28 protein-coding genes are annotated in these 23853 nt (G+C 33.3%); 3 read left to right on the top strand and 25 right to left on the bottom strand.

Features of this window, described 5'->3' with window-relative positions:
- Window positions 1-119: 119 nt before the first annotated feature.
- Both NYG92_RS05345 and NYG92_RS05340 read left to right on the top strand, forming a co-directional pair.
- Window positions 120-1400, top strand: a complete 1281-nt coding sequence (locus NYG92_RS05345) for a DNA cytosine methyltransferase (RefSeq protein WP_270976554.1) — start codon at window positions 120-122, stop codon at window positions 1398-1400.
- Window positions 1390-2076, top strand: a complete 687-nt coding sequence (locus tag NYG92_RS05340) for a UpaP162 family type II restriction enzyme (RefSeq protein WP_034955874.1) — start codon at window positions 1390-1392, stop codon at window positions 2074-2076. The genes NYG92_RS05345 and NYG92_RS05340 overlap by 11 nt, the downstream gene beginning before the upstream one ends.
- 261 nt (window positions 2077-2337) lie before the next feature.
- On the opposite strand, the gene trxA is transcribed toward NYG92_RS05340, so the two are convergent.
- The 18 genes from trxA to mqnP all read right to left on the bottom strand — a co-directional run bounded on the left by trxA (window position 2338) and on the right by mqnP (window position 14420).
- Window positions 2338-2652 (bottom strand): thioredoxin, encoded by a 315-nt coding sequence (gene trxA, locus NYG92_RS05335; protein ID WP_004276883.1) that lies wholly within the window; start codon window positions 2650-2652, stop codon window positions 2338-2340.
- 53 nt (window positions 2653-2705) lie between these two features.
- On the bottom strand, window positions 2706-3044 hold the full coding sequence (locus NYG92_RS05330) for a YraN family protein (protein WP_004276453.1): 339 nt from the start codon (window positions 3042-3044) through the stop codon (window positions 2706-2708).
- On the bottom strand, window positions 3044-4288 hold the full coding sequence (locus NYG92_RS05325) for a homoserine dehydrogenase (protein WP_289233743.1): 1245 nt from the start codon (window positions 4286-4288) through the stop codon (window positions 3044-3046). Before NYG92_RS05325 ends, NYG92_RS05330 begins: the two co-directional genes overlap by 1 nt.
- 2 nt (window positions 4289-4290) lie before the next feature.
- Window positions 4291-5493 (bottom strand): LL-diaminopimelate aminotransferase, encoded by a 1203-nt coding sequence (locus tag NYG92_RS05320; RefSeq protein WP_289233742.1) that lies wholly within the window; start codon window positions 5491-5493, stop codon window positions 4291-4293.
- Between the two features lie 2 nt (window positions 5494-5495).
- Window positions 5496-6299: a hypothetical protein gene (locus tag NYG92_RS05315; protein WP_270976559.1), complete on the bottom strand. Its 804-nt coding sequence runs from the start codon at window positions 6297-6299 to the stop codon at window positions 5496-5498.
- Between the two features lies 1 nt (window position 6300).
- Entirely contained in the window at window positions 6301-7242 is a 942-nt protein-coding gene (locus NYG92_RS05310; protein WP_270976560.1) for a RodZ family helix-turn-helix domain-containing protein, read from the bottom strand.
- Window positions 7229-7918 carry a 23S rRNA (guanosine(2251)-2'-O)-methyltransferase RlmB gene (rlmB, locus tag NYG92_RS05305; RefSeq protein WP_289233741.1) on the bottom strand — a complete coding sequence of 230 codons (690 nt, stop codon included), beginning with the start codon at window positions 7916-7918 and terminating at the stop codon, window positions 7229-7231. The genes NYG92_RS05310 and rlmB overlap by 14 nt, the downstream gene beginning before the upstream one ends.
- Window positions 7919-8752, bottom strand: a complete 834-nt coding sequence (gene rsmI / locus NYG92_RS05300) for a 16S rRNA (cytidine(1402)-2'-O)-methyltransferase (RefSeq protein WP_289233740.1) — start codon at window positions 8750-8752, stop codon at window positions 7919-7921.
- 1 nt (window position 8753) lies between these two features.
- Entirely contained in the window at window positions 8754-8954 is a 201-nt protein-coding gene (rpmE, locus tag NYG92_RS05295) for a 50S ribosomal protein L31 (RefSeq protein ID WP_004276113.1), read from the bottom strand.
- 78 nt (window positions 8955-9032) lie between these two features.
- Entirely contained in the window at window positions 9033-9686 is a 654-nt protein-coding gene (locus tag NYG92_RS05290) for a 16S rRNA (uracil(1498)-N(3))-methyltransferase (RefSeq protein ID WP_270976562.1), read from the bottom strand.
- Window positions 9667-10083, bottom strand: coding sequence for a hypothetical protein (locus NYG92_RS05285; RefSeq protein ID WP_027303923.1), 417 nt, complete (start codon window positions 10081-10083; stop codon window positions 9667-9669). Before NYG92_RS05285 ends, NYG92_RS05290 begins: the two co-directional genes overlap by 20 nt.
- Window positions 10083-10265, bottom strand: coding sequence for a cytochrome C (locus tag NYG92_RS05280; protein ID WP_119126284.1), 183 nt, complete (start codon window positions 10263-10265; stop codon window positions 10083-10085). Before NYG92_RS05280 ends, NYG92_RS05285 begins: the two co-directional genes overlap by 1 nt.
- Window positions 10265-10846, bottom strand: coding sequence for a 6-pyruvoyl trahydropterin synthase family protein (locus NYG92_RS05275; protein WP_027303921.1), 582 nt, complete (start codon window positions 10844-10846; stop codon window positions 10265-10267). The genes NYG92_RS05280 and NYG92_RS05275 overlap by 1 nt, the downstream gene beginning before the upstream one ends.
- Window positions 10843-11586 carry a 7-carboxy-7-deazaguanine synthase QueE gene (locus NYG92_RS05270; protein WP_289233739.1) on the bottom strand — a complete coding sequence of 248 codons (744 nt, stop codon included), beginning with the start codon at window positions 11584-11586 and terminating at the stop codon, window positions 10843-10845. Before NYG92_RS05270 ends, NYG92_RS05275 begins: the two co-directional genes overlap by 4 nt.
- Window positions 11587-12549 carry a GTP 3',8-cyclase MoaA gene (gene moaA / locus NYG92_RS05265; protein WP_289233738.1) on the bottom strand — a complete coding sequence of 321 codons (963 nt, stop codon included), beginning with the start codon at window positions 12547-12549 and terminating at the stop codon, window positions 11587-11589. It lies immediately after the preceding gene.
- Window positions 12549-13058 (bottom strand): DUF6115 domain-containing protein, encoded by a 510-nt coding sequence (locus NYG92_RS05260; RefSeq protein WP_289233737.1) that lies wholly within the window; start codon window positions 13056-13058, stop codon window positions 12549-12551. The genes moaA and NYG92_RS05260 overlap by 1 nt, the downstream gene beginning before the upstream one ends.
- Window positions 13051-13554: a hypothetical protein gene (locus NYG92_RS05255; protein WP_289233736.1), complete on the bottom strand. Its 504-nt coding sequence runs from the start codon at window positions 13552-13554 to the stop codon at window positions 13051-13053. Before NYG92_RS05255 ends, NYG92_RS05260 begins: the two co-directional genes overlap by 8 nt.
- Window positions 13545-14420, bottom strand: coding sequence for a menaquinone biosynthesis prenyltransferase MqnP (mqnP, locus tag NYG92_RS05250; protein ID WP_289233735.1), 876 nt, complete (start codon window positions 14418-14420; stop codon window positions 13545-13547). Before mqnP ends, NYG92_RS05255 begins: the two co-directional genes overlap by 10 nt.
- 65 nt (window positions 14421-14485) lie before the next feature.
- On the opposite strand from mqnP, the gene miaA reads away from it, so the two are divergent.
- Complete coding sequence (gene miaA, locus NYG92_RS05245; RefSeq protein WP_270976661.1) at window positions 14486-15346, top strand: tRNA (adenosine(37)-N6)-dimethylallyltransferase MiaA; 861 nt, start codon at window positions 14486-14488, stop codon at window positions 15344-15346.
- On the opposite strand, the gene NYG92_RS05240 is transcribed toward miaA, so the two are convergent.
- The 7 genes from NYG92_RS05240 to nuoI are packed head-to-tail and all read right to left on the bottom strand — an operon-like array spanning window position 15339 to window position 23845.
- A complete protein-coding gene (locus NYG92_RS05240; protein WP_289233734.1) occupies window positions 15339-17705 on the bottom strand; it encodes a DUF7494 domain-containing protein in 2367 nt (788 codons plus the stop codon). The two genes, miaA and NYG92_RS05240, sit on opposite strands and share 8 nt — an antisense overlap.
- A gap of 20 nt (window positions 17706-17725) precedes the next feature.
- Complete coding sequence (locus NYG92_RS05235) at window positions 17726-19120, bottom strand: NADH-quinone oxidoreductase subunit N (protein WP_289233733.1); 1395 nt, start codon at window positions 19118-19120, stop codon at window positions 17726-17728.
- Window positions 19113-20591, bottom strand: a complete 1479-nt coding sequence (locus NYG92_RS05230; protein ID WP_289233732.1) for an NADH-quinone oxidoreductase subunit M — start codon at window positions 20589-20591, stop codon at window positions 19113-19115. The genes NYG92_RS05235 and NYG92_RS05230 overlap by 8 nt, the downstream gene beginning before the upstream one ends.
- Window positions 20592-22382: an NADH-quinone oxidoreductase subunit L gene (gene nuoL, locus NYG92_RS05225; RefSeq protein WP_289233731.1), complete on the bottom strand. Its 1791-nt coding sequence runs from the start codon at window positions 22380-22382 to the stop codon at window positions 20592-20594.
- 1 nt (window position 22383) lies between these two features.
- Window positions 22384-22680 carry an NADH-quinone oxidoreductase subunit NuoK gene (nuoK, locus tag NYG92_RS05220; RefSeq protein ID WP_004276128.1) on the bottom strand — a complete coding sequence of 99 codons (297 nt, stop codon included), beginning with the start codon at window positions 22678-22680 and terminating at the stop codon, window positions 22384-22386.
- Window positions 22677-23195 (bottom strand): NADH-quinone oxidoreductase subunit J, encoded by a 519-nt coding sequence (locus NYG92_RS05215; protein ID WP_004276862.1) that lies wholly within the window; start codon window positions 23193-23195, stop codon window positions 22677-22679. Before NYG92_RS05215 ends, nuoK begins: the two co-directional genes overlap by 4 nt.
- On the bottom strand, window positions 23195-23845 hold the full coding sequence (gene nuoI, locus NYG92_RS05210; protein WP_270976577.1) for an NADH-quinone oxidoreductase subunit NuoI: 651 nt from the start codon (window positions 23843-23845) through the stop codon (window positions 23195-23197). Before nuoI ends, NYG92_RS05215 begins: the two co-directional genes overlap by 1 nt.
- Window positions 23846-23853: the final 8 nt, after the last annotated feature.

Genomic DNA, 23853 nt, shown 5'->3' with positions numbered 1-23853 from the left:
GATAAAATCGCTTGAATTATAGCCTAAAAAGGTTTGATTACGGCTTGGCTAAAAATTTTTCATTTAGTATTTTTCTGGTATCATAATGATCTTAAAATGATATAAATCGAGGAAATTTAGTGGATAGCTTACAAGTTGATGAAACTTTACACATAGAACAAGCCGCACGGTTGATAAATTTATCTATCAAATATGTTCGCAGAGAAATTGCTAATGGATCTTTTGTGAGTCAAAAAAAGAATGGTAGAATTTTGATTGATAAGCATTCTTTTTTACATTGGAAAGATAATCAATCAAAGAAAAATCTTAATCAACAGAATAAAATTATTAAACAAAAAAGACAAGAAGATATAGCAAATTGGATAAATATTGAAAAAGAATTTAAAGAAATAAATGGCTGGATTAATCATTTAGAGACCACCTATAACTGCATTGATTTGTTTTCGGGGGCTGGTGGTTTGTCTTGCGGATTGGTAATGGCTGGTTTTATGCCTATTGCAAGTATAGAAATTATGCCCGAGGCTGTTTTGACATACAAAAACAATTTTTCAAAATTGAAAAATTTTAATGAAAACATAATTGCACAAGATATTAAAGAAGCTAGTGTTAAAGAAAAGTTAATTAGCTCTATCAAAGATAAACACATTCATTTAATTTCTGGCGGATTTCCGTGTCAAGGATTTTCAATGTCAGGACACCGTATAGTGTGTGATCCTAGAAATTCCTTATATTTAGATATGCTTGATATTGTTGAAAAGATTCGTCCAGACTTTGTTTTAATGGAAAATGTTGAAGGTTTGCGTTCAATGCTAGGTGGTGCAATTGAAAAAAAAATAATAAATGATTATAAAGAAATAGGTTATGAAATCAATGTAACAACACTAAATTCTGCCGATTATGAAGTTCCGCAAATTAGAAAGCGTGTTATATTTATCGGCAACAGGATTGGGGCAAAAAATTATCATCCAAAGCCACTTTTAACATCGCAAAATTACAAAACTGTTGGTGATGCAATTTTAAAGTTTTTAAATGTACCTGAGAATGAGTCGATTAATCATATTATGACTAGACATAGTCCAGAAATGGTTGCTAGAATGCAAAATGTAGAAGTGGGAAAAAGTCTTTATAGTCATTATGGTGATGCGTGGAAAAAAGTCGATTGGAATAAACCATCTTGCACGGTTAAGGAAAATCACGGCGGAGTAAATATCCATCCTATTTTAAATAGAGTGATGACTCCTAGAGAATTGGCAGCATTGCAGAGTTTCCCTGATGATTTTATATTTGCAGGTTCAAAAAAATGGCAATTAGTGCAAATTGGGAACGCTGTGCCACCACTTTTGGGCAAGGCTATTGGATTATCTATCATCAAATCGCTAAAGGAAAATAATGTCAAATAGCTATTTTCAAAAGTGTGTATATTTAAAAAAAGAAATTATCAATTATATAATAACCATTTTTAGAGTATATGATGATGAGTTGGTATTAAAATTAGAGGACTATAACCTTTTGAAAAATAGACATAATTGTTTAGAGAGTTCAACTGCACCTGGGTTTATCATTGAAGAATTTATAGTTTCAAAATTAGAAAAATATAGTAAAAAAGAAAATATTTTTTGCATCAATAGGGCAAAAGATAATACTGCTACAAATCATAGTTATGATTGTTATACTGAATTTAAAAATTTATTATGTATGATTAATATAAAAGTTCAAAAAGATAAAGGGCAAAATAATGCAATTTCTGCAATCAATATTTTGCATAGGGATTATTGTAGCAACCCAAGCCAAGAAAAAGCATATTTAATCATAAAAATACATTATACATTTAATAATTCTAATAGCAAAAATGAGCGAGTTCTTTCTATATTGGGTGTGGATGGATATTTTTTAGAAGAAGTTGATTTTAGTGATGGACACAAACAAGATAGTAGAAATTGGAGCAAGGAATTTAAAGCACAATCTGGTAGATTATTAATAAATGATAGTTTTAGAAACAAAAATAAATGCGATATAACACAAATTTCATACCAAAAAACTTTTGATTTTATTAAGCAAATTGCACATAGTGAATAATTACATTTTTATATACTAACGACAACATTTCCCTTTTGTGATAAAGTTACACACAAAGCTTATAAATTTGCATACAATGTTAGAAAATTATAACTTAAAAAGGTTAGTGTCTAAAAGACACTTTTCTTTTTCATAAGAAAAAATTTAAGTCCTAAAAGCTCCTTTATTGATTTGCACAACCAAAGCTTTTCATTAAAGTAAAAAACATCTAAAATTAAAGATTATTTAATGTAAAATGGGGCGTAAAGCCCCACAAGAATATTAAAGTAGAGAGTTGATTTTATCAGCGATAGTTTGCTTTGATTGTGCGCCTACAAGCTGTCCTGCAACTTCGCCATTTTTGAAAAAAATCAAAGTCGGTATAGAACGCACACCATACTCAGCCGCCAAGTCGCCTTGCTCGTCTGTATTTACCTTACAAATTTTAGCCTTGCCTTCAAAATCACTCGCAAGCTCGTCAATCACAGGGGATAACATCCTGCAAGGTCCGCACCAAGGCGCCCAAAAATCAACTAAAGCTACACCCTCTTTTGCTGTCGCAAAATTTTCTGAAGTAAGTTCAATATACTTTCCCATAGTTTCTCCTTTAAAATTTTCTATGATTATAATAAAATAAATAAAATCTTAGCTTAAAGGCTAATGTTTTCAAAAAATTCTATATCTTTATCTTTAATGCAAATGAGATCAAGTTGAAAATCGTTAGAAATTTGTCTTTTAAGCTTATAAAATTCTATGGTTTTTAAGATTTTGTTATATTTTTTAAAATCAAGTCTTTCATAAGGCTCATAGTCTTTTTGCGTAAATTTTACCTCAACAAAATGTAAAATTTCATCTTTTTTGGCAATGATGTCAATCTCGCCAAATTTAGAGTGAAAATTTCTTTCCAAAATCTCAAAACGATGCTTTTTTAAAAAAGCACAAGCTCTATTCTCTCCTAAAATTCCACTTAAATGCGAAATTAAGCCCATTATTCTTCTATACGCATCATAAAAGGCTTAGCCTTGATAAATTCTTGCTTTTCTAAGGCTTTAAGTAAAGCTCTTATGCTTTTTTCATAACTTTTATGCGTAGTGAAAAAAAGCGTGCTATAAGACTCATTGATCTTAGGCTTTTGCAAAAAACTATCCACAGAAATTCCACACTCGCTCATTAAATGTGTGATTTTAGACAAAACGCCTATTTTATCCTCGACTTTAAGTCTTAAATAATATTTCGTAATAATTTCTTCCTTTTCAAGCAAAACAAAGGGTAAATTTTGTTTAAAACCAAGCATAGGAGAGGTATAACTCCCCCTTGCAAATTCCATCAAATTCGCCACCACAGCACTTGCAGTCGCCTTTCCACCAGCTCCAGCCCCATAATAAAGACTTTCGCCAAGTAAATCGCCCTCTATGCTAATAGCATTCATCACGCCATTAACCTTAGCGATCATCGTATTTTTTGGTATCATCGTAGGATGCACCCTAAGCTCTACGCTAAAATCTTGCTTCTTAGCGATCCCCAAAAGTTTAATGGTATAATCAAATTCCTTTGCAAATTCCATATCAAGAGCGTCAATTTCGCTAATACCCTCACACAAAATCTCCTCAGGCAACGCCTTAATGCCATAAGCAAGACTAGCCAAAATCAAAAGCTTATGTGCCGCATCTTCTCCGCTAATATCAAAGCTAGGATTTGCCTCTGCATAGCCTAATTCTTGTGCTTTTTTAAGCATAGCTTCAAAATTAGCCCCCTTTTCACTCATCGCACTTAAAATATAATTACTCGTGCCATTAAGTATGCCTTTAATGCTTAAAATTTGATTTGCCGCTAAGCCCTCTTTTAAAGCTTTTATAATGGGAATTCCTCCCGCCACACTTGCCTCAAAGGCTAATTTTCCTGCTAAATTTTCAAGCTCATAGCGATGATAAGCAAGCATTGCTTTATTTGCACTGACGACCCTTTTACCTTCTTTTAAAAGCCTATATACAAGCTCATAAGCAAACTCAACGCCTCCCATAAGCTCGACATACACATCAATGTCCTTTCGTTTTAAAATTTCTTCCACATCATAAGCGATAGGAATTAGGGCGTCTTTTTTAGGACTTCTTGCAAGAGCGATCACAGGCTTTATCTCCTCGCCACACCTTGCCTTGATGATTTCTTGATTTTCTATCAAAGCCTTAGCCACAACAGAGCCGACCACGCCATAACCCAAAAGCGCTATATTCATCTTTAATCTTTTAGAAATTTTTTAATATTTCTTGCAGCTTGGCGTATGCGATTTTCATTTTCTATTAAAGCGATTCTTACAAATTCATCTCCAGCCTCACCAAATCCAAGTCCCGGACTTACAGCAACATTTGCTTTTTGTAAAAGTTGCTTAGAAAATTCCAAACTTTTTAAATGCCTCTTATTTTCAGGCAAACGCGCCCATATAAACATACTTGCCTTAGGTTTTTGCAAATTCCAACCAGCATTAGCAAAAGAATCGAGCAAAACATCTTTTCTTTTATCATAAATTTGACAAATTTCTTCTACGCATTTTTGATCGCCATCAAGTGCTATGGTAGCAGCCACTTGTATAGGTGTATACATACCATAATCAAACCAAGATTTAATTTTTTTAAGAGCGGCGATGAGGCGTTTATTTCCCACGACAAAGCCTACACGCCAACCTGCCATATTGTAAGATTTAGAAAGAGTATAGGTCTCCACAGCCACATCTTTAGCTCCTTCAACCTCCAAAATAGAAGGCGTTTGATACCCATCAAAGGTCAAATCCGCATAAGCAATATCGCTAATAATATAAAAACGCTCCTTCTTAGCCATAGCGACTAATCTTTCATAAAAGCTCTTTTCGCAAGTAATTGTTGTAGGATTATGCGGAAAATTCACAACCACATAACGCGCCCTTGGAACGCTCTCATAAAGCGCCTTATTAAGACTTTCAAAAAAAGCATTTTCATCAAGCTCAAATTTATCATTGTAAAAAAGTGGCATTTTAGAAACATTTCCACCTGCGATGATAAAGGCTTGCGTGTGGATGGGATAAGCTGGAGTTGGCACTATGGCGACATCGCCTGGGTTTATCACAGCTCTTGCAAGATTGACAAAGCCCTCCTTACTTCCCATAGTCGCCACGACTTCACTTTCCGGGTCTAAATTGACGCTATATTTTCTTTTATACCAATTACAAATGGCTAAACGAAGCTTATAAATTCCCATAGAGGTCGAATAGCCCGAAGTCTTGTCCTTATTCGCACTTTCGCAAAGCTTATCGATGATATGCTGAGGGGTTTTACCATCTGGATTACCCATAGAAAAATCTATGATGTCCTCTCCCGCTCTTCTTGCTGCCATTTTAATCGCATTAACCTCTGCGAAAACATAATTTGGAAGTCTTTCTATGGTATTAAAATGAATTTCGTCAAACATTTTTATCTCTTTAAAGTGATTTTTAAGCCTCTTTTGATATTGTCTAAATTATACATATCGCTGACTATTGCATAAACTGCGGCGTTTGGAACTGCTCCTGAAAAATGATTATTTTTCTTGTCATTTTTAACCGCACTAATTAAATTTAAATTTTTATCCAAAAATAGAATTTTGATAAACCAAGAATCCGCCGCATTTGCCTCTATCTCCATACTCTTTGCTCCCTTAAGTTCAAAAACATAATCCCTCAAAGGCTTTTCCAAATTTTTCGTTACATTTAGGGATAAATTGACATTTGTTTCAAGTTTAGCCTCGCTAAAATCAAGCTCATATTCATAATAATTTTTAGCACTTTGTCTAATATCTTCTATATAAACCGAATTTGTTTTCAAAATTCGGTAAAAAGTGCCGGGATCTAAGATGTATTGAGATTCTAATTGTATGGTGTAATCAATCTCACCCGCACTCAAGCTTAAATGCACAGGGATAAAATAAACATAACCAGCATCATTTAAAGCCTCATTAATAATCTTAAAAAACAAAACCGCATCACTTTTTGCTTTAAAATTGAGTTTTAAGGTTTGAGGACTTGGAAGAGTAAGATTTAATAAAGAATTTGTTTTTAATACTCTTAAAATGCGTTCAATGTCCAAATTTCCTCTATTATCATTAAATTCTTGATGGGAAAATAATAAAGAAATTTGGCTATTTTTACTACTATCACCTACAATATTTTGTGCCAATTCTAAACTAGAAACCCCAAAAACACCCGTTACAAAACACACAATCAAACAAAAAATTCTCATCTTACCAGTCTTTGCCCTTGTTTAATTGCTTAAATTCCGCAGCACTAATGCTAGCAATCTTGCCGTCTTTAATCAAAAATCTCTTAGAAATTCCCGCAGGATAAGACTTTTCATTACCCTCCTCATCACTGACTACAAAGGCTGTGGCGCCTGTTAAAATAAGCTGATCTTCATTTAAAGGAATTTCAAAATCGCTCTCCTTAACCCAAGTCATCTTTTTGCTAGTTTTAAGGTTAATCACACCGACCCAAACCTTACTATTGACCTTAAATTCAGCGACCTCTTTTAAAATTTTTTGCGAATTTAAATCCGTCTCCTCTAGCTTAGTTTGATTAACTTCGCTAGCATTATTTTCGTTAATTAAAGGGGCGGTTTTTAAGCTCTCATTAGTGTCTTTAAGCTCTTCTTCAGGCTCTTTGCTTAAATTTTCTTGAGTCTTAGCACTTGCATTTATTTCATTTTCGCTTAAATTTTCCTCGCCCACAATTACAACGGAATTTTCAAGATTTTTTAAATTAAGCTCCGCCTCTTTTGCCGCGTCTAAACTCATCGCACTCGCGAAGCTTTCCTCGCTTTTTAATAATTCTTTCAATGTATCAAAATAATAAATTCCAAGCCCCGCAATAAAAGCAAACAAAACAATAACTACAATAGGTAAAATCGAGCCTTTATGACTATAAGAAGCAAGTGGTGGAGTTACTGTTTTAGTAATATGTAAAGAATCAGGCTGATTTTCACTTAAATACTGCTCAAGCTCCTCATTAAATTCCGTAAAATCAAGCTCATATTCACGCTCTAAAATTTTAATGAAACCCTTTACATTAAAGCGGATTAAGGTTTTAAAATCCTTTTCAATTAAAGCCTGTAAAAAATCCATTTCAATTTGCGTATTTGTCGAAACTTCTCTCAAATTTAAATCTTGTAATTTTTTATAATTTTGCATGCACTATCCTATCACAAAGTATTGCAAAAGCCGCATTGACATTAAGGCTATCAAAATCATTTTGCATAGCTATACCAACGCACTCATCACACTTTTGAATAATTTTTGAGGACAATCCAAAGCCCTCACTTCCCATTATCAAAACCTTTTTACCTTTTGGAAAAGTAAGGTGATGAATTTCCCTACCTTTTCCATCGGCACCATAAAGCTTAAATTCCATTTGTTTAAGCTCATTTAATGCCGATAAGGCGTCATTGCTTAAACATATAGGCAAGTCAAGAGCCGCTCCACTACTAGAACGCACAATGCTCTCTTGTGCCAAATTTTTTCCTATAAAAAGCAAACCATCAACACCCAAAGCATAAGCCGTGCGTATGATAGCACCGATATTTCCCACATCGCTAATTCCACAAAGCATAACGATAAGTTCGCTTTTTTTAAGCTCACAAAAAGGCACAAAGTCAAATTCTTTAATGTCCATTAAAAAACCTTGATGATTTCCACCCCTAGCTAAGGCTTGAGCACTTTTAAAATCTAGTTTTTTAATTTTAAATCCAGCTTTTGCTATCAAAGAAAATGTGGCTTTATCACACTCTTTTGCCAAGTAAAGCTCATTAATCATTTCTTTATGTTTTTGCAAAATATAAAAAAATACTTGCTTTCCATAGACTATCATTTATTTTACCTCATTTTGACTTAAAAGCAGTTTTTGATAAAGCTCTTTTGAATTTTTTCCACTCATTTTAGCCAAAAGCTTACTTTTGATTTTTAAAGGCAAATCAAGCTCCAAAATATCACTCTCACAAAGCGAATTTGAAGAAAAATTTTGCGAAGATTTTGCCACGACTAAAACCCATTCGCCATTTAAATTTGTACCTTTAAACTCTTCAACAAGTTTTTCAGCCCTACTCCTAAAAGAAGTTTGAAATTTTTTACTAATCTCTTTCATCGCAAAAAGCTCTCTTTTTGGCTCAAGCTTTGCGATGGTTTGCACTAGGGCTAAAATGCGTGTGGGAGCTTCATAAATTATAGTGGGATAAGGATTTAAAAGTAAATTTTCTATCTCTTTTTGCCTTTGCTTACCCTTATTTGCTAAAAAGCCAAGAAAAATAAATTCTTTTTCGCACAAATTTGAGCTTACAAGTGCGACTAAAGCAGCATTTGCACCAGGTAAGACTTCATAAGAAAGCTTATGTTTTAGAGCGAATTGAACAAGGGCAAAGCCCGGATCGCTAATACCAGGCATCCCCGCATCGCTTAAATACGCAACATCTTTTTCAAATATCTTTAAATCAAGCTTTTCAAGCACTTCTTTTTCATTATGTGTATGTAAAGAAAGAATTTTTTGAGGTTTAATACAGGTCTTAAATCTTTCGTTTAGTAAGGTAATCAAATGCTTGCAAACTCTTGTATCTTCACAAAATACAATTTCACAAGCACTTAAAAGCTCCAAAGAGCGTAAGCTAATATCGCCTAAATTTCCTATGGGAGTAGGAATAAAATAAAGCATTTTACTGCATTGCGTATTTTTTCTTAAATTTCTCTACGCGTCCAGCGGCATCGACTATTTTTTCACTACCTGTGAAAAAAGGATGGCAATTTGAGCAAATATCTACCCTTAATTCAGCCTTATTAGACTTTGTAACAAAAGTGTTTCCACAAGCACAACTCACTTTGCATTCTACATATTCTGGGTGAAGTTCTTTTTTCATCATTTTTCCTTGAAATTTTTAAACAATAAGCTGTAATTATAATTGATTAACATAAAAGAAAGATAAAATTAAGCAAAATTAAAGCAAAATTTTCGACAAAACACCCAAAGCAGCACTTTGGCTTTTTAAAATAAAGGGCGAATTTAAAGCGATCTTATCCTTAATTCTCCTTCTTTCACTCTCGCTAAATCCTCCCTCAGCACCGACAAAATATAGCGTATCTTTATCAAATTCTTTTTTTTCGCCTTCAAAATCCACCAAAACAACCTTAGGATAAATTGCTAAAAAACTATCCACATTTTCATAAATTTCAATCCTCATCAAATCCCCTCTTCCACACTGCTGGCAAGAATTAATAAGAATTTTTTCAAGGCGTTTTTTATCAATTTTAAAATTTTTTTGCGAAAATTCGCAATAAACCAAAATAAGTTTTTCTAGTCCCATTTCATTAAAAAATGGCAAAATTTTTTCCACAATTTTAGCTTCTATCACGCCTAAAGCTAAATTAACTCCGCTTTTAAAAGTTAAATTTTCTTCTTGCGAGATAAGGCTTAAAACGCAACTATTTCTTTTTAAATCACTAATCCTATAAGTGTATAAAAAATCATCTTGCAAATTACGCAAATTGAGACTTTCGCCCTCTTTAACCCTTCTCACTTTAAGATGTAAAAACTCTTCCTTCTCTAAAAAAATAGAAGAATTTTTTGCCTCTTTATGATACAAAAATTGCATAATTTATATCAATAAAAGGTATCATAAGCAACAAAAGCTCAACAAGTAAAATCGCCAAAGAAGCCCATCTAAAACCAACATAACGCCTTACACTACGCGCTTTTTTAAATAAAACAAATTGAAAAATAGCCAAGGCTAAAATCAAAATCCAAATCAAAAGCATCACAAAAAAGCGTAAATTTGCCTCAAAACCCTTAAGCGCCCAAAGTAACAAGCCTGTAAATAAAGCAAGAGTTAAAAAAAGATAAAATACGGGTAAAAAGAGCCGGACTCTACGGATAAAAATAAATTCTGTTTTAAAATTTCCTTGCGTTAAACCAAGATAAAAAAGCATTAAAAACGCACTAGCATAAAGCGTATAAAGATGTAAAGCGAGAAAAAACTCATATCCTTGCATTACCGTGCCTCATCTTCTACTGGCAGAGGAAGATTATTGTCATTTAATTCGGTCTTTTCGTCATTTTGTTCAATTTGCACCACTTCATCTTCAACACTTTTTTTGACTTCTTGTTCCTTTTCTGCACTACAAGCTGCCAAAAATAAAGCTAGAAATAAGATTAAAACGCTAAAAATCCTCATTATAACTCCTTAGGATTGATAAAAATATGAGTTCCACAAAGCTTTTCATAAAAGCTTTCATCACTCCACTCAGCCTTAATCGCCTTAGAAAATTCAATATCCTCTAACGAAATTTTAGGTAAAAATTCACTATAAGCATCTTCTCTAAAACCTTGCGCATAGCCCGTTCTCGTCTCGTGTATGATGATACTTTGAAGCTTTACGCCCCTTTCGCCATTTTGCATTTTTGTTTTTTCTAACAAAGCGTCAATTAAGACAAAAAACACACGACAAAAATTCTCCGCACTCACATTAACGGGCAAAAGCACCCAACGACTAGAATATCTTTGCATTTCCCTAAGATAAGCCTTATCATCATCTTTAAAAAGCGTAATAGCATGGTCAAAACTATCTACAATTTGCCTCATTTCATTTTTTAAAAGTCCAAAGTCATACACCATACCCGCATTATCTAAATACTTACTCTCAAGTAAAACTTCTATCTTATAAGAATGTCCGTGAATGCTAGTTTTGCAGCGTTTAGAAGAGCAAAATCTCACAATATGTGCATTTTCAAATTCAAACATTTTTCTTATAATCATACGCCTTCCTTATCTCCCCATAGCCTAATGTGCGTTCTATCCGAATAATTATAGCCATTTTTTAAGCAAAAATTAACCAAAGCAAGAGCATTTTTCTTAAGCCTTGCTTCGTTTTCTCCTAAAGGCATACAATAAACCTCATTTTTAACTACACTTAAAATTTCTTTAATTTCCTCTTCAGCCTTACTTAAAAATTCCTCTTCCAAAACAAATTTATAAAAACTCTTTTTTGCCTCTTTTTTAAAGGCTTTAAGGGCTTTGTAATTGAGCCTTTTTTCTTTTGAGACGCCACTATTACTAAGCTTTACGCCAAGTGCAAAAATGCATTTTTTATATAAAGGATATTTTTTAAAATCGACCCTAATGCTTGCATTTGTTTCAAAATGCACCTCAAATTTAGCCTCTAATAAAAGCTTAATAAATTTTAAAAATTCGCTTTTTTTATGATGAAGTAAAGGCTCACCTCCCGTTATCACAATTATGGGCTTAAGGTCCTTAGCCATCTTTAGCACTCTTAAAAAAAGCTCTTTTGCATTTAAATTCTCATAAGTATTTTGATATTCTTTAGTAAAAACAGCCCTTAAAGTATCACAGCCCACAAGCTCCTTGCTCTCTTTTTGTTTTTTAACATTAAAGCCCACGCAATTAAAATTACACCCCGCAAAACGCACAAAAACAGCCAAACGCCCTGCAAATTTCCCCTCACCTTGTATGCTTAAAAAGCTCTCAACAACTTTCATTTAACCCCCAGTTTGATAAAAAGCACGCTTAGAAATTTGATTATCATTTAATCTCCACTCGTTTTTTTCGGGCTTATTTTCCAAGACTTTAATTAAAATTTGTAAAGCTTTTTCAATATCTTTTGAACGCATTGCCTCCTTAATGCTTAGGGCATCTTCGTGATATAAGCAAGGGATTAAAAGCCCCTCAGCACTCAATCTTATACGGTTACAACTTTTACAAAACGCATCGCTATGCGGGTCGATAATGCCAAATTCATAGCCACTTGCACTATATAAACTCACAGGAGCAAATTCAGCCTTTTTGATTAAAGAAATTTGATATTTTTGCGATAAAATGTCGATAATTTCGTCCTTTTTTAAGCCTTTTAAAGCCCCGTAAGCGTGGATATTTTCCATAAATTCTATGAAGCGAATTTGCATTTTTTTATTTTTAGCAAATTCTAAAAGGGAAAGTAATTCATCATCATTTAAGCCCTTAAGCGCAACGGTATTTAATTTAACATTTAATCCAACCTCAATCGCCTCTTCAATACCAGCCAAAACAGAGCTTAAAACATCTTTTTGAGCGAGTTTTTTTGCTTTTTTAGAATCTAGCGTATCAAGAGAGATATTAATGCGGTCAAGCCCTGCATTTTTCAACTCTTTAGCGTAGTCTTTAAGCAAAAAGCCATTACTCGTTAGGGCTAAATCAATATCATGTTTATAAGATCTTATCATCCTTATAAAAATGCTCAAATCCTTACGCAGTAAGGGTTCTCCACCACTTATACGAATTTTTTTAACTCCTCTATCGATCAATTCTTTTACAAAAACAAACATCTCCTCAAAGCTTAAAACATCTTCTTTTGGCACATAGTCAAAAGGAATTTTAGGCATACAGTAAAGACAGCGAAAATTACACCTTTGTGTAACAGAAATGCGAAGATAAGTAATATGACGACCAAAACTATCAATTAACATTATTTTATAATCTTTTTAAATTTAAGCACTAACTCAACATTACCCGTGCCTATTCTTAAATCTTTAGCAATTTGCTCTATGCTCTTGCCCTCCTTAAACAAATCGATGATTTTTTGCTCTTCGGCATCATAATTTGGTGTCAGTTTCGTGATACTTTGTGCCTTTTGCTCTAGACTTAAAAGCCTTTCTTGCTGTTCATTTTGAAACTGCTCGATAATATGCTCCATACCCTGCAAACTTTTTAAAATCGGTAAAATTTTATTCGCCACCTCTTTTTCTAACAAAATTTGCATTTCATTTCTCAAAAGCTCGTTATTATACTCCTCATCAAAAGCATCGCGGCTTAAAAGCTCTTTTTTGACATAATGAAGCTCCTTACTCATATCCTCCACAACACTTTCAAATTTTGACAATTTAAGGCTTTGCTCCTTGTCTTTAAGATACATATAAGCGACAATGGCTGCAAATAAAATCACAATAAACACCAAATAAAGCAATTCTTCACTCATAACTAGCTTCCTTTTTTTCTCTAATTGCATTTCTTTGAATTTCAACCACAAAAGCATTATAAGAAATCAAATCTTCCGGCTTGATTTTAGTAATTTTAGCTAAATTTTCACTTTGTGCTTTAAAAAAGAAGGCTATTTTTTGATGATTTAACTCAAATCTTGCATAATAATCTTTACCGCTTTCAAGCATATTTTCTAAAAATGCTAAATATTCAAAATTTAAAGCCTTAATGTGCGTTTTGTATTTTAAAGCAAGTAATTCTTCTTGGCGGAAGAGATGATTTTCTATACGGATAATATCTTCTTTAAGGCTTAAAAGTAAGTCAAAAATAACCTTTTCGCTTTCCTCAAAATCAACTTTATAAATGAGTTTTTTCCATTTTACTAATTTGGAATTGATATTGATATTTGCATATTCGCTTAAAATTTCACTTTTACTTTCATCAAATTCATCAAATTCTATCTTAAATCTTGTTTGAAATAAGCTCATCTCCATAATAAATCCACCAATACAAAAATGAAAAACACCACGCTTAAATAGCCATTTAAGGTAAAAAATGCTCTATCAATGTGAGCAAAATTCTTACGCACAATCAAATGCTCCGTCATTAAAATAGCTCCGCAAATCAACACCCCAAAAAAGGCTAATCCTCCAAGTGGTGCCACCCACACAAACAAAAGCCAAAAAAGCGTAGCTAAAAAATGGCAAAAAGCCGAGATAAAAAGAGTGGCATTTGCTCCAAATTTCGCAGGGACAGAGTGCAAACCGATCTTTTTGTCATACTCCATATCTTGCAAGGAATAAAGCAGATCAAAACCAGCCGTCCAAAAAGTAACACCTAAACATAAAATCACACTAAAAAGATGAATTTCACCTAAAACAATAATGCTCCCAGCCACAGGCGCAAGTCCCAAGCAAAAGCCTAAAACTAAATGTGCCAAAGAGCTAAAGCGTTTAAAAGCCGAATAAAATGCTAATAAAAAAAGCACAGGAAAAGAAAGATAAAAGGCAAGAGGATTAATAAAATAAGAACAAACTATGAAAACAAGAGCATTTACAAGGATAAATCCCCAAACACTCATCTTACCGATACGACCGCTAATATTAGGGCGGTCTTTGCAGCGAGGATTGTCTTTATCGATATCCTCATCCATTAAGCGATTGGTAGCCATAGCGAAATTTCTAGCACTCACCGCACAAATAATACCCAAAATCAAAGCACTAAAACCAAACCAAACACTATCATTTTTAAGCTTAGAAGCGACTATCATCGCACTTAATAAAAAAGGTAGGGCAAAAATAGAATGCTTAAATACCACAAGCTCCAAAATATCTTTAATTTTTATCCACAACACACTCATTTTTAGCCTTTAAATTTTTGCTATAATTTTACTCAAAATAAATAAATTTTTAGGAAAAAATGACTATGTTTTTTGAATTTGCACTCATAGGCACCACAGCTAGCGGAAAAACAGCCCTTGCAAATGCTCTTGCCTTAAAATTTAATGCCGTCATTTTAAGCCTTGATAGCCTTTGCGTGTATAAAGAAATCAACATCGCAAACGCAAAAGTAGAAAAAGAAATTTTAGAAAAAATAGATTATTTTGGGGTTAATCTTTTGAGCGTTTGGGAGCATTTTAATGTGGGTTTGTTTATCAAAGAGTATCAAAAAGCCAAAGAATTTGCTAAAAATAGGCAAAAACCCCTTATCATCACAGGTGGAACAAGTTTTTATCTTAAAACGATGATGGAAGGACTAAGTGATAAGGTAGAGGAGGTGGAAACAAAACTTAATAATAGTGAAATTTACACACTTTGCCTACAAATAGACCCTGAATTTAAGGTGGCTCAAAATGATAGTTATCGCCTTAAAAAATGGCTAAATATTTATGAAAGCACAAAAGAAATTCCTAGCAAATTTTTACAAAGAACAAAAAAAGAAGGCATTTTAAAAGAGCTTGAAATTTATGAATTGTGCTGGGATAAAGAAGAGCTTACAAAAAACATACGAAAACGCACAAAACTTATGCTAAAACAAGGCTTAATCGAAGAAGCTAGGGAGCTTTTTACACGCTTTGATGCGAATTTAAAGCCACTAAATTCCATAGGGCTAAAAGAGTGTAAGGCATATTTAAATGATGAAATTTCGCTTAAAGAGCTTGAAATCCTCATCAATACCCACACCGCACAACTTGCTAAAAGACAAAGAACCTTTAATAAAAAATTCCAAAGCACATCCCTTAGCTTTCATCAAGCTTTTGAGTTTTTGAGCAAGAAATTCAATTAGTCAAAAGAGCATTTTTCTCTCTGCATAAATTTTGCCAATTTGACGAGCCACTAAGCCCCAAACATTCTTTAAGGCTTTGTTTTTGAGCATTTGTATCCTTTAAACTTTCATAAATTTGACTTCTTATATAAAGCGCTCTTGCCTTATCACTAGGACTTAACTTAAGCTTGACTAAATCTTTTAAAAGCTCTAAAGCTTTGTCAAATTCGGCATTTTTTTGCAGGGTTTCTAGGTAGATAAATTCCAAATTAGGGCTAAAAAGATTAATTCCCTTGTAATTTTGATAATCAATAGCCTTAGGTGCGTAAGTTAAAATCGTAGTCGTCATATCTTTATCTTTAGCGTAAGAAATCAACTCATCATAAGCTTCAACCATAGTAAAATTCATAGGAAAACTTTCTAAAATTTGCAAAATTTTAATGGCGTCATTGTAGTGATTTAGGCGTAAAAGTGAAACAAATTGTAAATAATATGCTCTAAATTCCTCCTCCTCACTTTTTAAAACTTTAGAACCACTAATCTCCTTTGCCAAGTCTATACTTTGGGTATATTGCTTATTATCAAAATAAATTTGTGCCTTTTGAAGATGATAGAAAATGCTATCCTCGTGAGCGTTTTTATCGATATATTCTAAAGCTTGGTTAATCTTAGAAGTTCTTTGCAAACAAGCTAACATTTGCTTTTTATTTTCTATTTTTTGTCCTATTTCATAAATGCTAAATTGCGTAAAAATCTTCACAGCCTCAATACACTCATCTTTTTTAAGATTTGCTTTTAATTCCTCAATAGCCGCCATTTCCAAAAATTTAGTAGCATTAGGTAACTTACTTTCTTCAATAATATTTTTATAAGCTAAAACAGCAGGATAATTTTTCTCCTCAAAATAAAGCTTAACATCTTCATCTAAGGCTTTATGAGCTATACTTTCATCTTTAAGCTCATATTCCTTCATCAAATCTTTATAACGCGTGTGTAAAAGTGTGGCATTATTATCCCCCACAGCAAAAAACACTTCATCGCTAGCTTTTTTAATGGAGTCTAAATATTTGCCATCGTGGTATTCATTAAGATACAAATCAATATAGTGTTTGGCTTCATTAGGCTTTGCATTTTGTGCTAAAGAAAGAGCTAAATTTTTCAAGGTCTCTTCGTAGCGTTCGTCAATTCTAGGCATTTTAGAAAAAGCGTGCAAATAAATTTGCGAACTTATATCATAATCTTTTATCGCATAAAATAGCTTGGCAAGTTCTAAAGAGCGCGTAAGATCTTTACTAAAATAACTTGCATTAGCCTTTAAAATCGTATTTGTAAATTCTCTAGCCTTAAAAGCATTATGATTTGATAAATAATCCTTAGCCAAAGCCATAGCCGCTCTTGAGGCGAGGTCTAAATTGTCCGTATTAAAATAAATATCCTCATAAATTTTAATCGCTCTATCTTTTTCATTAAGATGATAGATATAATCGGCATATTCAAGACGAGAGAGCTGAGTAAAATTATTTTTAGGAAGCTCATTTTCTAAAATAGACATTGTATAATCTACATCTTTTCTCTGCGAAAGTGCTATATAAGTCTTAAGCATAATATGTAAAATTTCTGCGTAATTTTTATCACTTGTGAAAGTTCTCGTGTAAGTTTTAATCTCATCGATCATTTTTTCTAAGCTTTGTTGGTCTCTAATGCTTGGATTTTGCGTATAAATTTCACTTTGCGCTCTAAGCTTATAAAGCATAAACTCATTCATAAAAATGCTACCCTTATAACGCATTATGGCATTTTGCGCATCGGCAATCACTTGCATAAAATTGCTCTTTTCAAATTCATTTTTAATACGCAAATAGGTATTAATATCCGCACTTTGCGGGATAATCACGGGATCTGAGTTTAAATCAAGTGCTCCTACAAATGGTAAGGTTTCGTGTGGGAAAACAATGTCAAAATTCAAGCCATCATCCATATGTTGCATAGCCATTTGATGCGAAAAGACAAAGGTAAAGCCCTTAGAACGATGTGAATTTAAAACGCTTAATTCTTTATCTTCATAAATATTTTGAGAAAGATTAAACATTTTTGCATTAATTTTTGGGATAATAAACATTTTAATTTTTTGTTCTTCTTTTTGAAATTTAAGGTCAAAAAGGGCGAAATTTTGATTTTTCAATTCATTATTTACCACGCCCATAATTTCACATTCAAAAAAAAGCTTTGCCTCGCTTATTTTTTGCACACAAGTAAAAGGTTCGTCATTTTTAGCGTGTAAAACTGCAAAAGGCTCACTCTCCTCGCGACCGGAATTAAGAACAAGCTCAAAAGAAAATGCTAAAGAAATGCCAAAAAATAATAAAATTAAAATTCTCATATAAAATTATAACAAAACTCTTATAACATCAACAATAAGGCAAAAACATTTACAATAACACAAAGTGCTAAGGCTAATTTTTGCTCCCATTTTAAATCTTTACAAAGCTCTTTTTCTGCAACCTTTTCTCTCATAAAAAAAGCATGAATTATAATTTTTAAATAATTATAAAGCATTAATACAGAAGCCAAAGCCACAAAAAGTGCCAAATACGCCAAATCGTTTTCCACCAAAGATTTTAGCACCATAAATTTGCCCCAAAAAAGTCCAAAAGGAGGAATTCCAGCCAAAGAAAGCGCACAAAGCCCCAAAGCAAAAGCTAAAAATGGCTTAACATTTAACAGAGAATTTAAGGTCTCAAAAGAACTTTTTTGCAAAGTGCTTAAGATTAGAAAAACGCCATAATTTGCAAAAGCAAATAAGATCCAATAGCCAAAAACCACCCAAAATACAAAATTTAAATCATCTCCCAATTTAAAACTTAACATAGGCACAAGTGCGACCAATACAAAAGAAGAATGGACCACAGAAGAATAGGCAAACATCTTCTTCACATCATTTTGACTTAAAGCTGCCAATGAAGCGACTATCATAGAAAAAACAGCTAAAATAGCGATAATAGTGCCAAATTCTGCATAATTGAAAAAATCAAAAAGTCTTATAAGCACAGCAAACATTGCTATTTTAGGCACAACAGAAATAAAGGCAACCAAATTAAAATGACTAGCATAATACACATCGCGTAACCAAAAATGAAAAGGAGCTAAAGAAAGTTTAATGGCACAAAGAACAAAAATAAGCACCCCAGCACTCAAAAGCCAAATGTCCTTTGATCCACCATTTAAACTTAAAGATAGGTCAAATTTTCCCATTTTAAAATAAATAAAAGCACAAGCTAAAACGAAAAATCCACTCCCCACAGCCGCAACGCTAAAATACTTAAGTGCCGATGAGATAGCATTACGACTTCCCTGCATCGCAATAAGTGTATAAAGAGCTAAAGAAGAAGCTTCAAGTCCTATGAAAATCAAAAGTAAATTTGAGCTTGAAACCATAAGCATTAAAGAAGCAATCATAAATAAAAACAAAGCATAAAATTCGCCAATATGATCCTTTTTGTCCATTAAAAGATACAAAAAAGAAAAAAGCAAAATCACACATTGCGCATAAAAGGCGATAATGTCATTATTTAAAGTGCCTAAAAAAGCATTTGAGTTAAAGCCAAAGGCATTAACATTAGAAAGCTCTAAAAAAAAACTAGTCATTAAGGCTAAAAGACTCAAAGCGGCATAAAAATTTGCCTTAAATCGGTAAAAAGTCGAGCAAAGTAATAAAATAATAGCCGCAGCAATTAAGAGTAAAAAAGGATAGGCTAATTCGACATTTAAATCAACTCCATTTAAAAATTCACTCATCTTGCCCTCCTACTAAAAAATTCACACTTTTTTGTTCCAAAGCCCTTAAATGCATCATTTCTTGTAAAGATTTAGCTTCATCTTGCAAGGGTTTTAATAAAATATTTGGAGCTATACCTAGGTAAAAAATCAAAGCAACAACAGGGATTAAAGCTAAAATTTCTCGCATTTTAAGTCCAAAACTAGCAATTTCACCTTCTTTTTGCATAAAAAAGATCTTTCTAAACACTGCTAACATATAAATCGCACCTAAAATCACCACAAGCCCTGCAAATAAAGCCAAGAAAATGTTAATCTTAGCTAAGGCTAAAAGCACCAAAAACTCTCCCACAAAAGATATGGTCAAAGGCAAAGACACGCTAGCAAGTAAAACTAAAGCAAAGAAAATCGCAAAACCAGGAGCTTTAAGCGATAGGGAGTGAAGCTTATTAAGCTCACTGGTGCCGTATTTTTTCACCAAAAGATGTGCTAATAAAAATAAAGTCCCTGTAACCAAGCCGTGAGCAAACATATAAAAAACGGCTCCACTAATCCCCAAAGTGCTAAAAGTAAAAATTCCAGCCACCATAATGCCAATATGAGAAATCGAACTATAAGCAATAAGCTCTTTTAAATCTTTCGTTTTAAAAGCTATCATCGCACAATAGACAACGCTAATCACACATAAAACTAGCACAAAAGGCATTAAATAAACGCTTGCATCAGGAAAAAGTGGTAGGCAAAATTGCAAAAAGCCAAAAGGTGCCATTTTAAAGGCTACAAGCATAACAGATACTAAAATAGGCGAATTTGCATAAACCTTAGGCGCCCAAGTGTGTAAAGGAAATAAAGGTGCTTTAATCGCAAAAGCGATGAAAAAGGCTAAGAAAAGCACGATTTGCTCTAAAAGTGGCGTGACGGAGACATTATTTTTCCAAATTTCTAAGTCAAAGGTGAAAATTCCTAAAACTTGCTGGGTTAAAGAAGCTTGATAAAGTATGGCTACAAGCATTAAAATAGAACCTGCAAAGGCATAAATGAAAAATTTAATCCCCGCTTTAAAATCCTTACCATAAACACCCAAAATGTAAAGCAAAGGCAAGAGGGAAAATTCCCAAAAGATATAAAAAAGCAAGGCATCTTGTGCGCTAAAAAGACCCATCATCGCGAATTCTAAGAAGAAAATCGCACTAACAATAGCTCTATTTTCAATCTTTAAAAACAAGAAGCTTAAAAAAATCATCAAAGAGCAAAGCAACATCAAACTCAACGATATAGCACTAACACCAATGTGAAAACTGAAAAATTTCGCAAAGCCTAGGCTAAAATGACTCTCAAAGCTCACGCCCTGCAAAAAATCGAAAAAAATTTGCAAATTAAGTCCTAAAATAAGCAAACTTGCCACAACGCTAAAAATTTTAATCCCGCCACGCCCTAAAAAAAAGCTTAAAAAAGCGACCAATAAAGGAAAGAAAATTAAAATATTTAACATTTAAACCCCCCATACCAAAAGAAGTAAAACCACAAAAGCTCCTACTATAAAATAAAGCATTAAGTTAAGGCTATTAGGCATAAGAATTGCTTGTGAAATTCTTAAGACAAAAGCACAAATTCCACGCACAAAGGCATCTAAAACCTTTACATCAAATTTTCTTGCAAACTCACAAAACAAATCATATTTTGCTACTAGAAAATAATGATAAAAACGCGGGATAAAATAGTCATTTTGCAAAAGCTTATATATGCTTTTTTGTTCGATACTTTCTTTAAACCACGCTCTACGATAAGCAATAATAGCCAAAAGCACACCAAGCACCGCAGCAACACTTGCTAAAATCATCACTAAGCCATTTTGTGCGTCAATAAAAACAAGCTTAGTGCTAAGATATTCCAAAAAGCTATGCTCAAAAAAACCAGAAATAAGAGCTAAAATCACCAAAGGACTCATAGCAAAAAGAGCGATTTTACTTGCTTCGTGCGGATGTGCATGATGTCTTTTAGGCGTAAAAAAGACAAGCATTAAAAGTCTAAAACTATAAAAAGCTGTCATAAAAGCAGCAATTAAAAGCGTTAAAAAAATGCCGTGATGAAAGGATATAAAGGCATAACCCAAAATCAAATCCTTAGAGAAAAAACCTGCCAAAGGATAAATTCCTGCCAAAGCCAAAGAAGCAATAGTCATAAAAATGGCAGTGATTTTTAAGGGCTTAGCCAATCCACCCATTTTTTTAATATCAAGCTCATCGTTCATCGCGTGCATCACATTACCAGCGCCTAAGAAAAGTAAAGATTTAAAAAAAGCGTGTGTGCCTAAGTGAAATAAAGCTAAAGCATAAGCACCAAGTCCAGCCGCTACAAACATATAACCAAGCTGTGAAAGAGTAGAATAGGCAATAATGCGTTTTAAATCTCTAGCCACTAGAGCCATAGAAGCGGCAAAAAGTGCCACAAAAGCACCCAAAATGGCGATAATGTAACCCACTTCAGGAACAAGGTCATAAATCCCCCCAGCTCTAATCACCAAATAAACCCCAGCCGTTACCATAGTCGCAGCGTGAATAAGTGCTGAAACAGGTGTAGGACCTGCCATAGCATCGGCTAGCCAAGTATGAAGTGGAAATTGTGCTGACTTTCCCATAGCACCGATGAAAAGGCAACTTGCTATGAGTATTAAAGCATTATGTTCAAGGCTACTAGCCATAACAAAAACTTCGCTATATTTTAGCGTTCCAGCTTGCAAATAAAGCCAGAAAATTCCAAGCAGCATACCCAAATCAGCGATTCTATTCATAATAAAGGCTTCATTTGCCGCGAAGGAATATTTATCATTATGATACCAAAAGCCAATGAGTAACCAAGAGCAAAGCCCAACGCCCTCCCAACCGACAAAAAGTCCCAAGAAATTATCACTCATCACTAAAAAAAGCATAGAAAAAACAAAAAGTCCAAGATAGGCAAAAAATTTATTAAAACCCTCGTCTTTTTCCATATAAAAAATACTATAAAAATGCACACAGGTTGCTACTATACCAACAATACTCATCATACTTAAAGAGACAGCATCAATGTCAAAACCAAAATTTACACCCACAAACCATTCAAAAAGCGTAATATTAAAACTCGCATTTTCAAAAAACAAAATCAAAGAAGAAATCGCACTTAAAGCAATGAGCAAAGAACAAATAAAGCCAAGCAAAATACTTCTTTGCCTTAAAGCAAAAATACTAGCAAACAAAAAGGATACAAAAGGTGCAAAAAGGGAAATTAAGGCTAAATTTTGCATATTAATTCTCCACTTCTTTTAAACTTTTTAATTCTAAAGTGCCTGTTTTTCTATACCAAAGCACACACAAAGCCACGCCCACAGCCACTTCAGCTGCAGCAATTGCCATAACAAAAAGGGCAAAAACTTGTCCATTAAGGTCATTATGTGCTTTTGAACCAGCAATAAGAGCTAAATTTGCGGCATTGAGTAAAATCTCACTCGAGATAAAAAGCATAATTAAATTTTGTCTTCTTAAAATACCTACAAGTCCTATAATAAACATTAATAAAGCCACAAAAAGATATTTTTCTATCATTGCTTTTCCTTAATAAGTTCTTTATGTGTTAAAACAATTGCACAAACAAGAGCGATTAAAAGTAGAAGGGCTACAAATTCAAAAGCTAGTAAATATTTAGAAAAAATTGCAAAGGCAAGTTGTTTATTTAAATCAAATAAAGCTGTGTCAATAAATGGTAAATCTACATTTACGGAGTTCAATTTAAAACTCATAAGACTTGCAAAAAGTCCTACCAAACTAAGACCGATTAAAGCAAAAAAACTTTTTTTAAATTTCAATCTTTCTTTAAAATCTTTCGAAGCGTCAAAAAACATCATCGCAAAGCTATAAATTCCAAGCACAGCTCCACTATAAACGATGATTTGTATCGCACCTAAAAATTCCGCATCAAGCATAAAATAAAAGCTTGATAAAAATACCATTCCTCCAGCTAAAGCCGAAAGAGAATAAAGCATATTTTTACTCAAAACAGCGACTAAGAAAAAGCCCAAAATAAGCACAGAAAAAACTATAAAGGATAATTGTTCTATCATTATGCTTCTCCTTTAGGTAGTGCGCAGTTTGTATCATCGCACAAATCTTGCTCTCTTTTTTGCAAAATTTCATAATATTGAGGCGTTTTTTTCACAAAATTATCCGCATCTTTTCTAAGGCTACCAGCACCCTCAAATTCGACTTGATTTTTAAGCTTATCAATAGGCGTTAAAAAGTCTTTTTTATAGCCAAAATAAGATCTTTGTTCAGCTGCATTTTCATATTCTTTCCCATGGACAATGGCAAGCTCAGGACACACTTCAGCACAAAAACCACAATAAATACAACGCCCTAGATTAATACTATAATTATTCGCTTTCTTGCGTCCCTTTTCATCAAGGGATGTTTCCATTCTTATGCAATTACTAATGCAAATTTTCTCACAAAGCCCACATCCTATACATCTTTCATTTTCACTTTCTATAAAACGCATAAGTCTATGCACGGCACGGTAGCGATTGTCTATTTGAACCTTTTCGAAAGGGTATTTAATGGTCGCTGAATTACCCTTTTTAAGCAATTCACGCATCACAACCCACAAGCCCACGAAAAGCTCAAGCTTTACGCTGCGTTTTAAGGCTCTTGTTATTTTTTCCCAAGTGTTTTGAGGATTTCTTCTTTTTTCATCAACCAAATAATAATTTTTCATCATCGCTC

Origin of the sequence: Campylobacter felis (genome assembly GCF_030250085.1) — a bacterium.
GTDB lineage: Bacteria > Campylobacterota > Campylobacteria > Campylobacterales > Campylobacteraceae > Campylobacter_D > Campylobacter_D upsaliensis.
This window is presented reverse-complemented; position numbering and strand designations above follow the sequence as displayed.

Coding starts and splice junctions, on each gene's coding strand:
- NYG92_RS05340 (WP_034955874.1), top strand. CDS start 1,390: ATGTCAAATAGCTATTTTCAAAAGTGTGTATATTTAAAAAAAGAAATT.
- trxA (WP_004276883.1), bottom strand. CDS start 2,652: ATGGGAAAGTATATTGAACTTACTTCAGAAAATTTTGCGACAGCAAAA.
- NYG92_RS05330 (WP_004276453.1), bottom strand. CDS start 3,044: ATGGGCTTAATTTCGCATTTAAGTGGAATTTTAGGAGAGAATAGAGCT.
- NYG92_RS05325 (WP_289233743.1), bottom strand. CDS start 4,288: ATGAATATAGCGCTTTTGGGTTATGGCGTGGTCGGCTCTGTTGTGGCT.
- NYG92_RS05320 (WP_289233742.1), bottom strand. CDS start 5,493: ATGTTTGACGAAATTCATTTTAATACCATAGAAAGACTTCCAAATTAT.
- NYG92_RS05315 (WP_270976559.1), bottom strand. CDS start 6,299: ATGAGAATTTTTTGTTTGATTGTGTGTTTTGTAACGGGTGTTTTTGGG.
- NYG92_RS05310 (WP_270976560.1), bottom strand. CDS start 7,242: ATGCAAAATTATAAAAAATTACAAGATTTAAATTTGAGAGAAGTTTCG.
- rlmB (WP_289233741.1), bottom strand. CDS start 7,918: ATGATAGTCTATGGAAAGCAAGTATTTTTTTATATTTTGCAAAAACAT.
- rsmI (WP_289233740.1), bottom strand. CDS start 8,752: ATGCTTTATTTTATTCCTACTCCCATAGGAAATTTAGGCGATATTAGC.
- rpmE (WP_004276113.1), bottom strand. CDS start 8,954: ATGAAAAAAGAACTTCACCCAGAATATGTAGAATGCAAAGTGAGTTGT.
- NYG92_RS05290 (WP_270976562.1), bottom strand. CDS start 9,686: ATGCAATTTTTGTATCATAAAGAGGCAAAAAATTCTTCTATTTTTTTA.
- NYG92_RS05285 (WP_027303923.1), bottom strand. CDS start 10,083: ATGCAAGGATATGAGTTTTTTCTCGCTTTACATCTTTATACGCTTTAT.
- NYG92_RS05280 (WP_119126284.1), bottom strand. CDS start 10,265: ATGAGGATTTTTAGCGTTTTAATCTTATTTCTAGCTTTATTTTTGGCA.
- NYG92_RS05275 (WP_027303921.1), bottom strand. CDS start 10,846: ATGATTATAAGAAAAATGTTTGAATTTGAAAATGCACATATTGTGAGA.
- NYG92_RS05270 (WP_289233739.1), bottom strand. CDS start 11,586: ATGAAAGTTGTTGAGAGCTTTTTAAGCATACAAGGTGAGGGGAAATTT.
- moaA (WP_289233738.1), bottom strand. CDS start 12,549: ATGTTAATTGATAGTTTTGGTCGTCATATTACTTATCTTCGCATTTCT.
- NYG92_RS05260 (WP_289233737.1), bottom strand. CDS start 13,058: ATGAGTGAAGAATTGCTTTATTTGGTGTTTATTGTGATTTTATTTGCA.
- NYG92_RS05255 (WP_289233736.1), bottom strand. CDS start 13,554: ATGGAGATGAGCTTATTTCAAACAAGATTTAAGATAGAATTTGATGAA.
- mqnP (WP_289233735.1), bottom strand. CDS start 14,420: ATGAGTGTGTTGTGGATAAAAATTAAAGATATTTTGGAGCTTGTGGTA.
- miaA (WP_270976661.1), top strand. CDS start 14,486: ATGTTTTTTGAATTTGCACTCATAGGCACCACAGCTAGCGGAAAAACA.
- NYG92_RS05240 (WP_289233734.1), bottom strand. CDS start 17,705: ATGAGAATTTTAATTTTATTATTTTTTGGCATTTCTTTAGCATTTTCT.
- NYG92_RS05235 (WP_289233733.1), bottom strand. CDS start 19,120: ATGAGTGAATTTTTAAATGGAGTTGATTTAAATGTCGAATTAGCCTAT.
- NYG92_RS05230 (WP_289233732.1), bottom strand. CDS start 20,591: ATGTTAAATATTTTAATTTTCTTTCCTTTATTGGTCGCTTTTTTAAGC.
- nuoL (WP_289233731.1), bottom strand. CDS start 22,382: ATGCAAAATTTAGCCTTAATTTCCCTTTTTGCACCTTTTGTATCCTTT.
- nuoK (WP_004276128.1), bottom strand. CDS start 22,680: ATGATAGAAAAATATCTTTTTGTGGCTTTATTAATGTTTATTATAGGA.
- NYG92_RS05215 (WP_004276862.1), bottom strand. CDS start 23,195: ATGATAGAACAATTATCCTTTATAGTTTTTTCTGTGCTTATTTTGGGC.
- nuoI (WP_270976577.1), bottom strand. CDS start 23,845: ATGAAAAATTATTATTTGGTTGATGAAAAAAGAAGAAATCCTCAAAAC.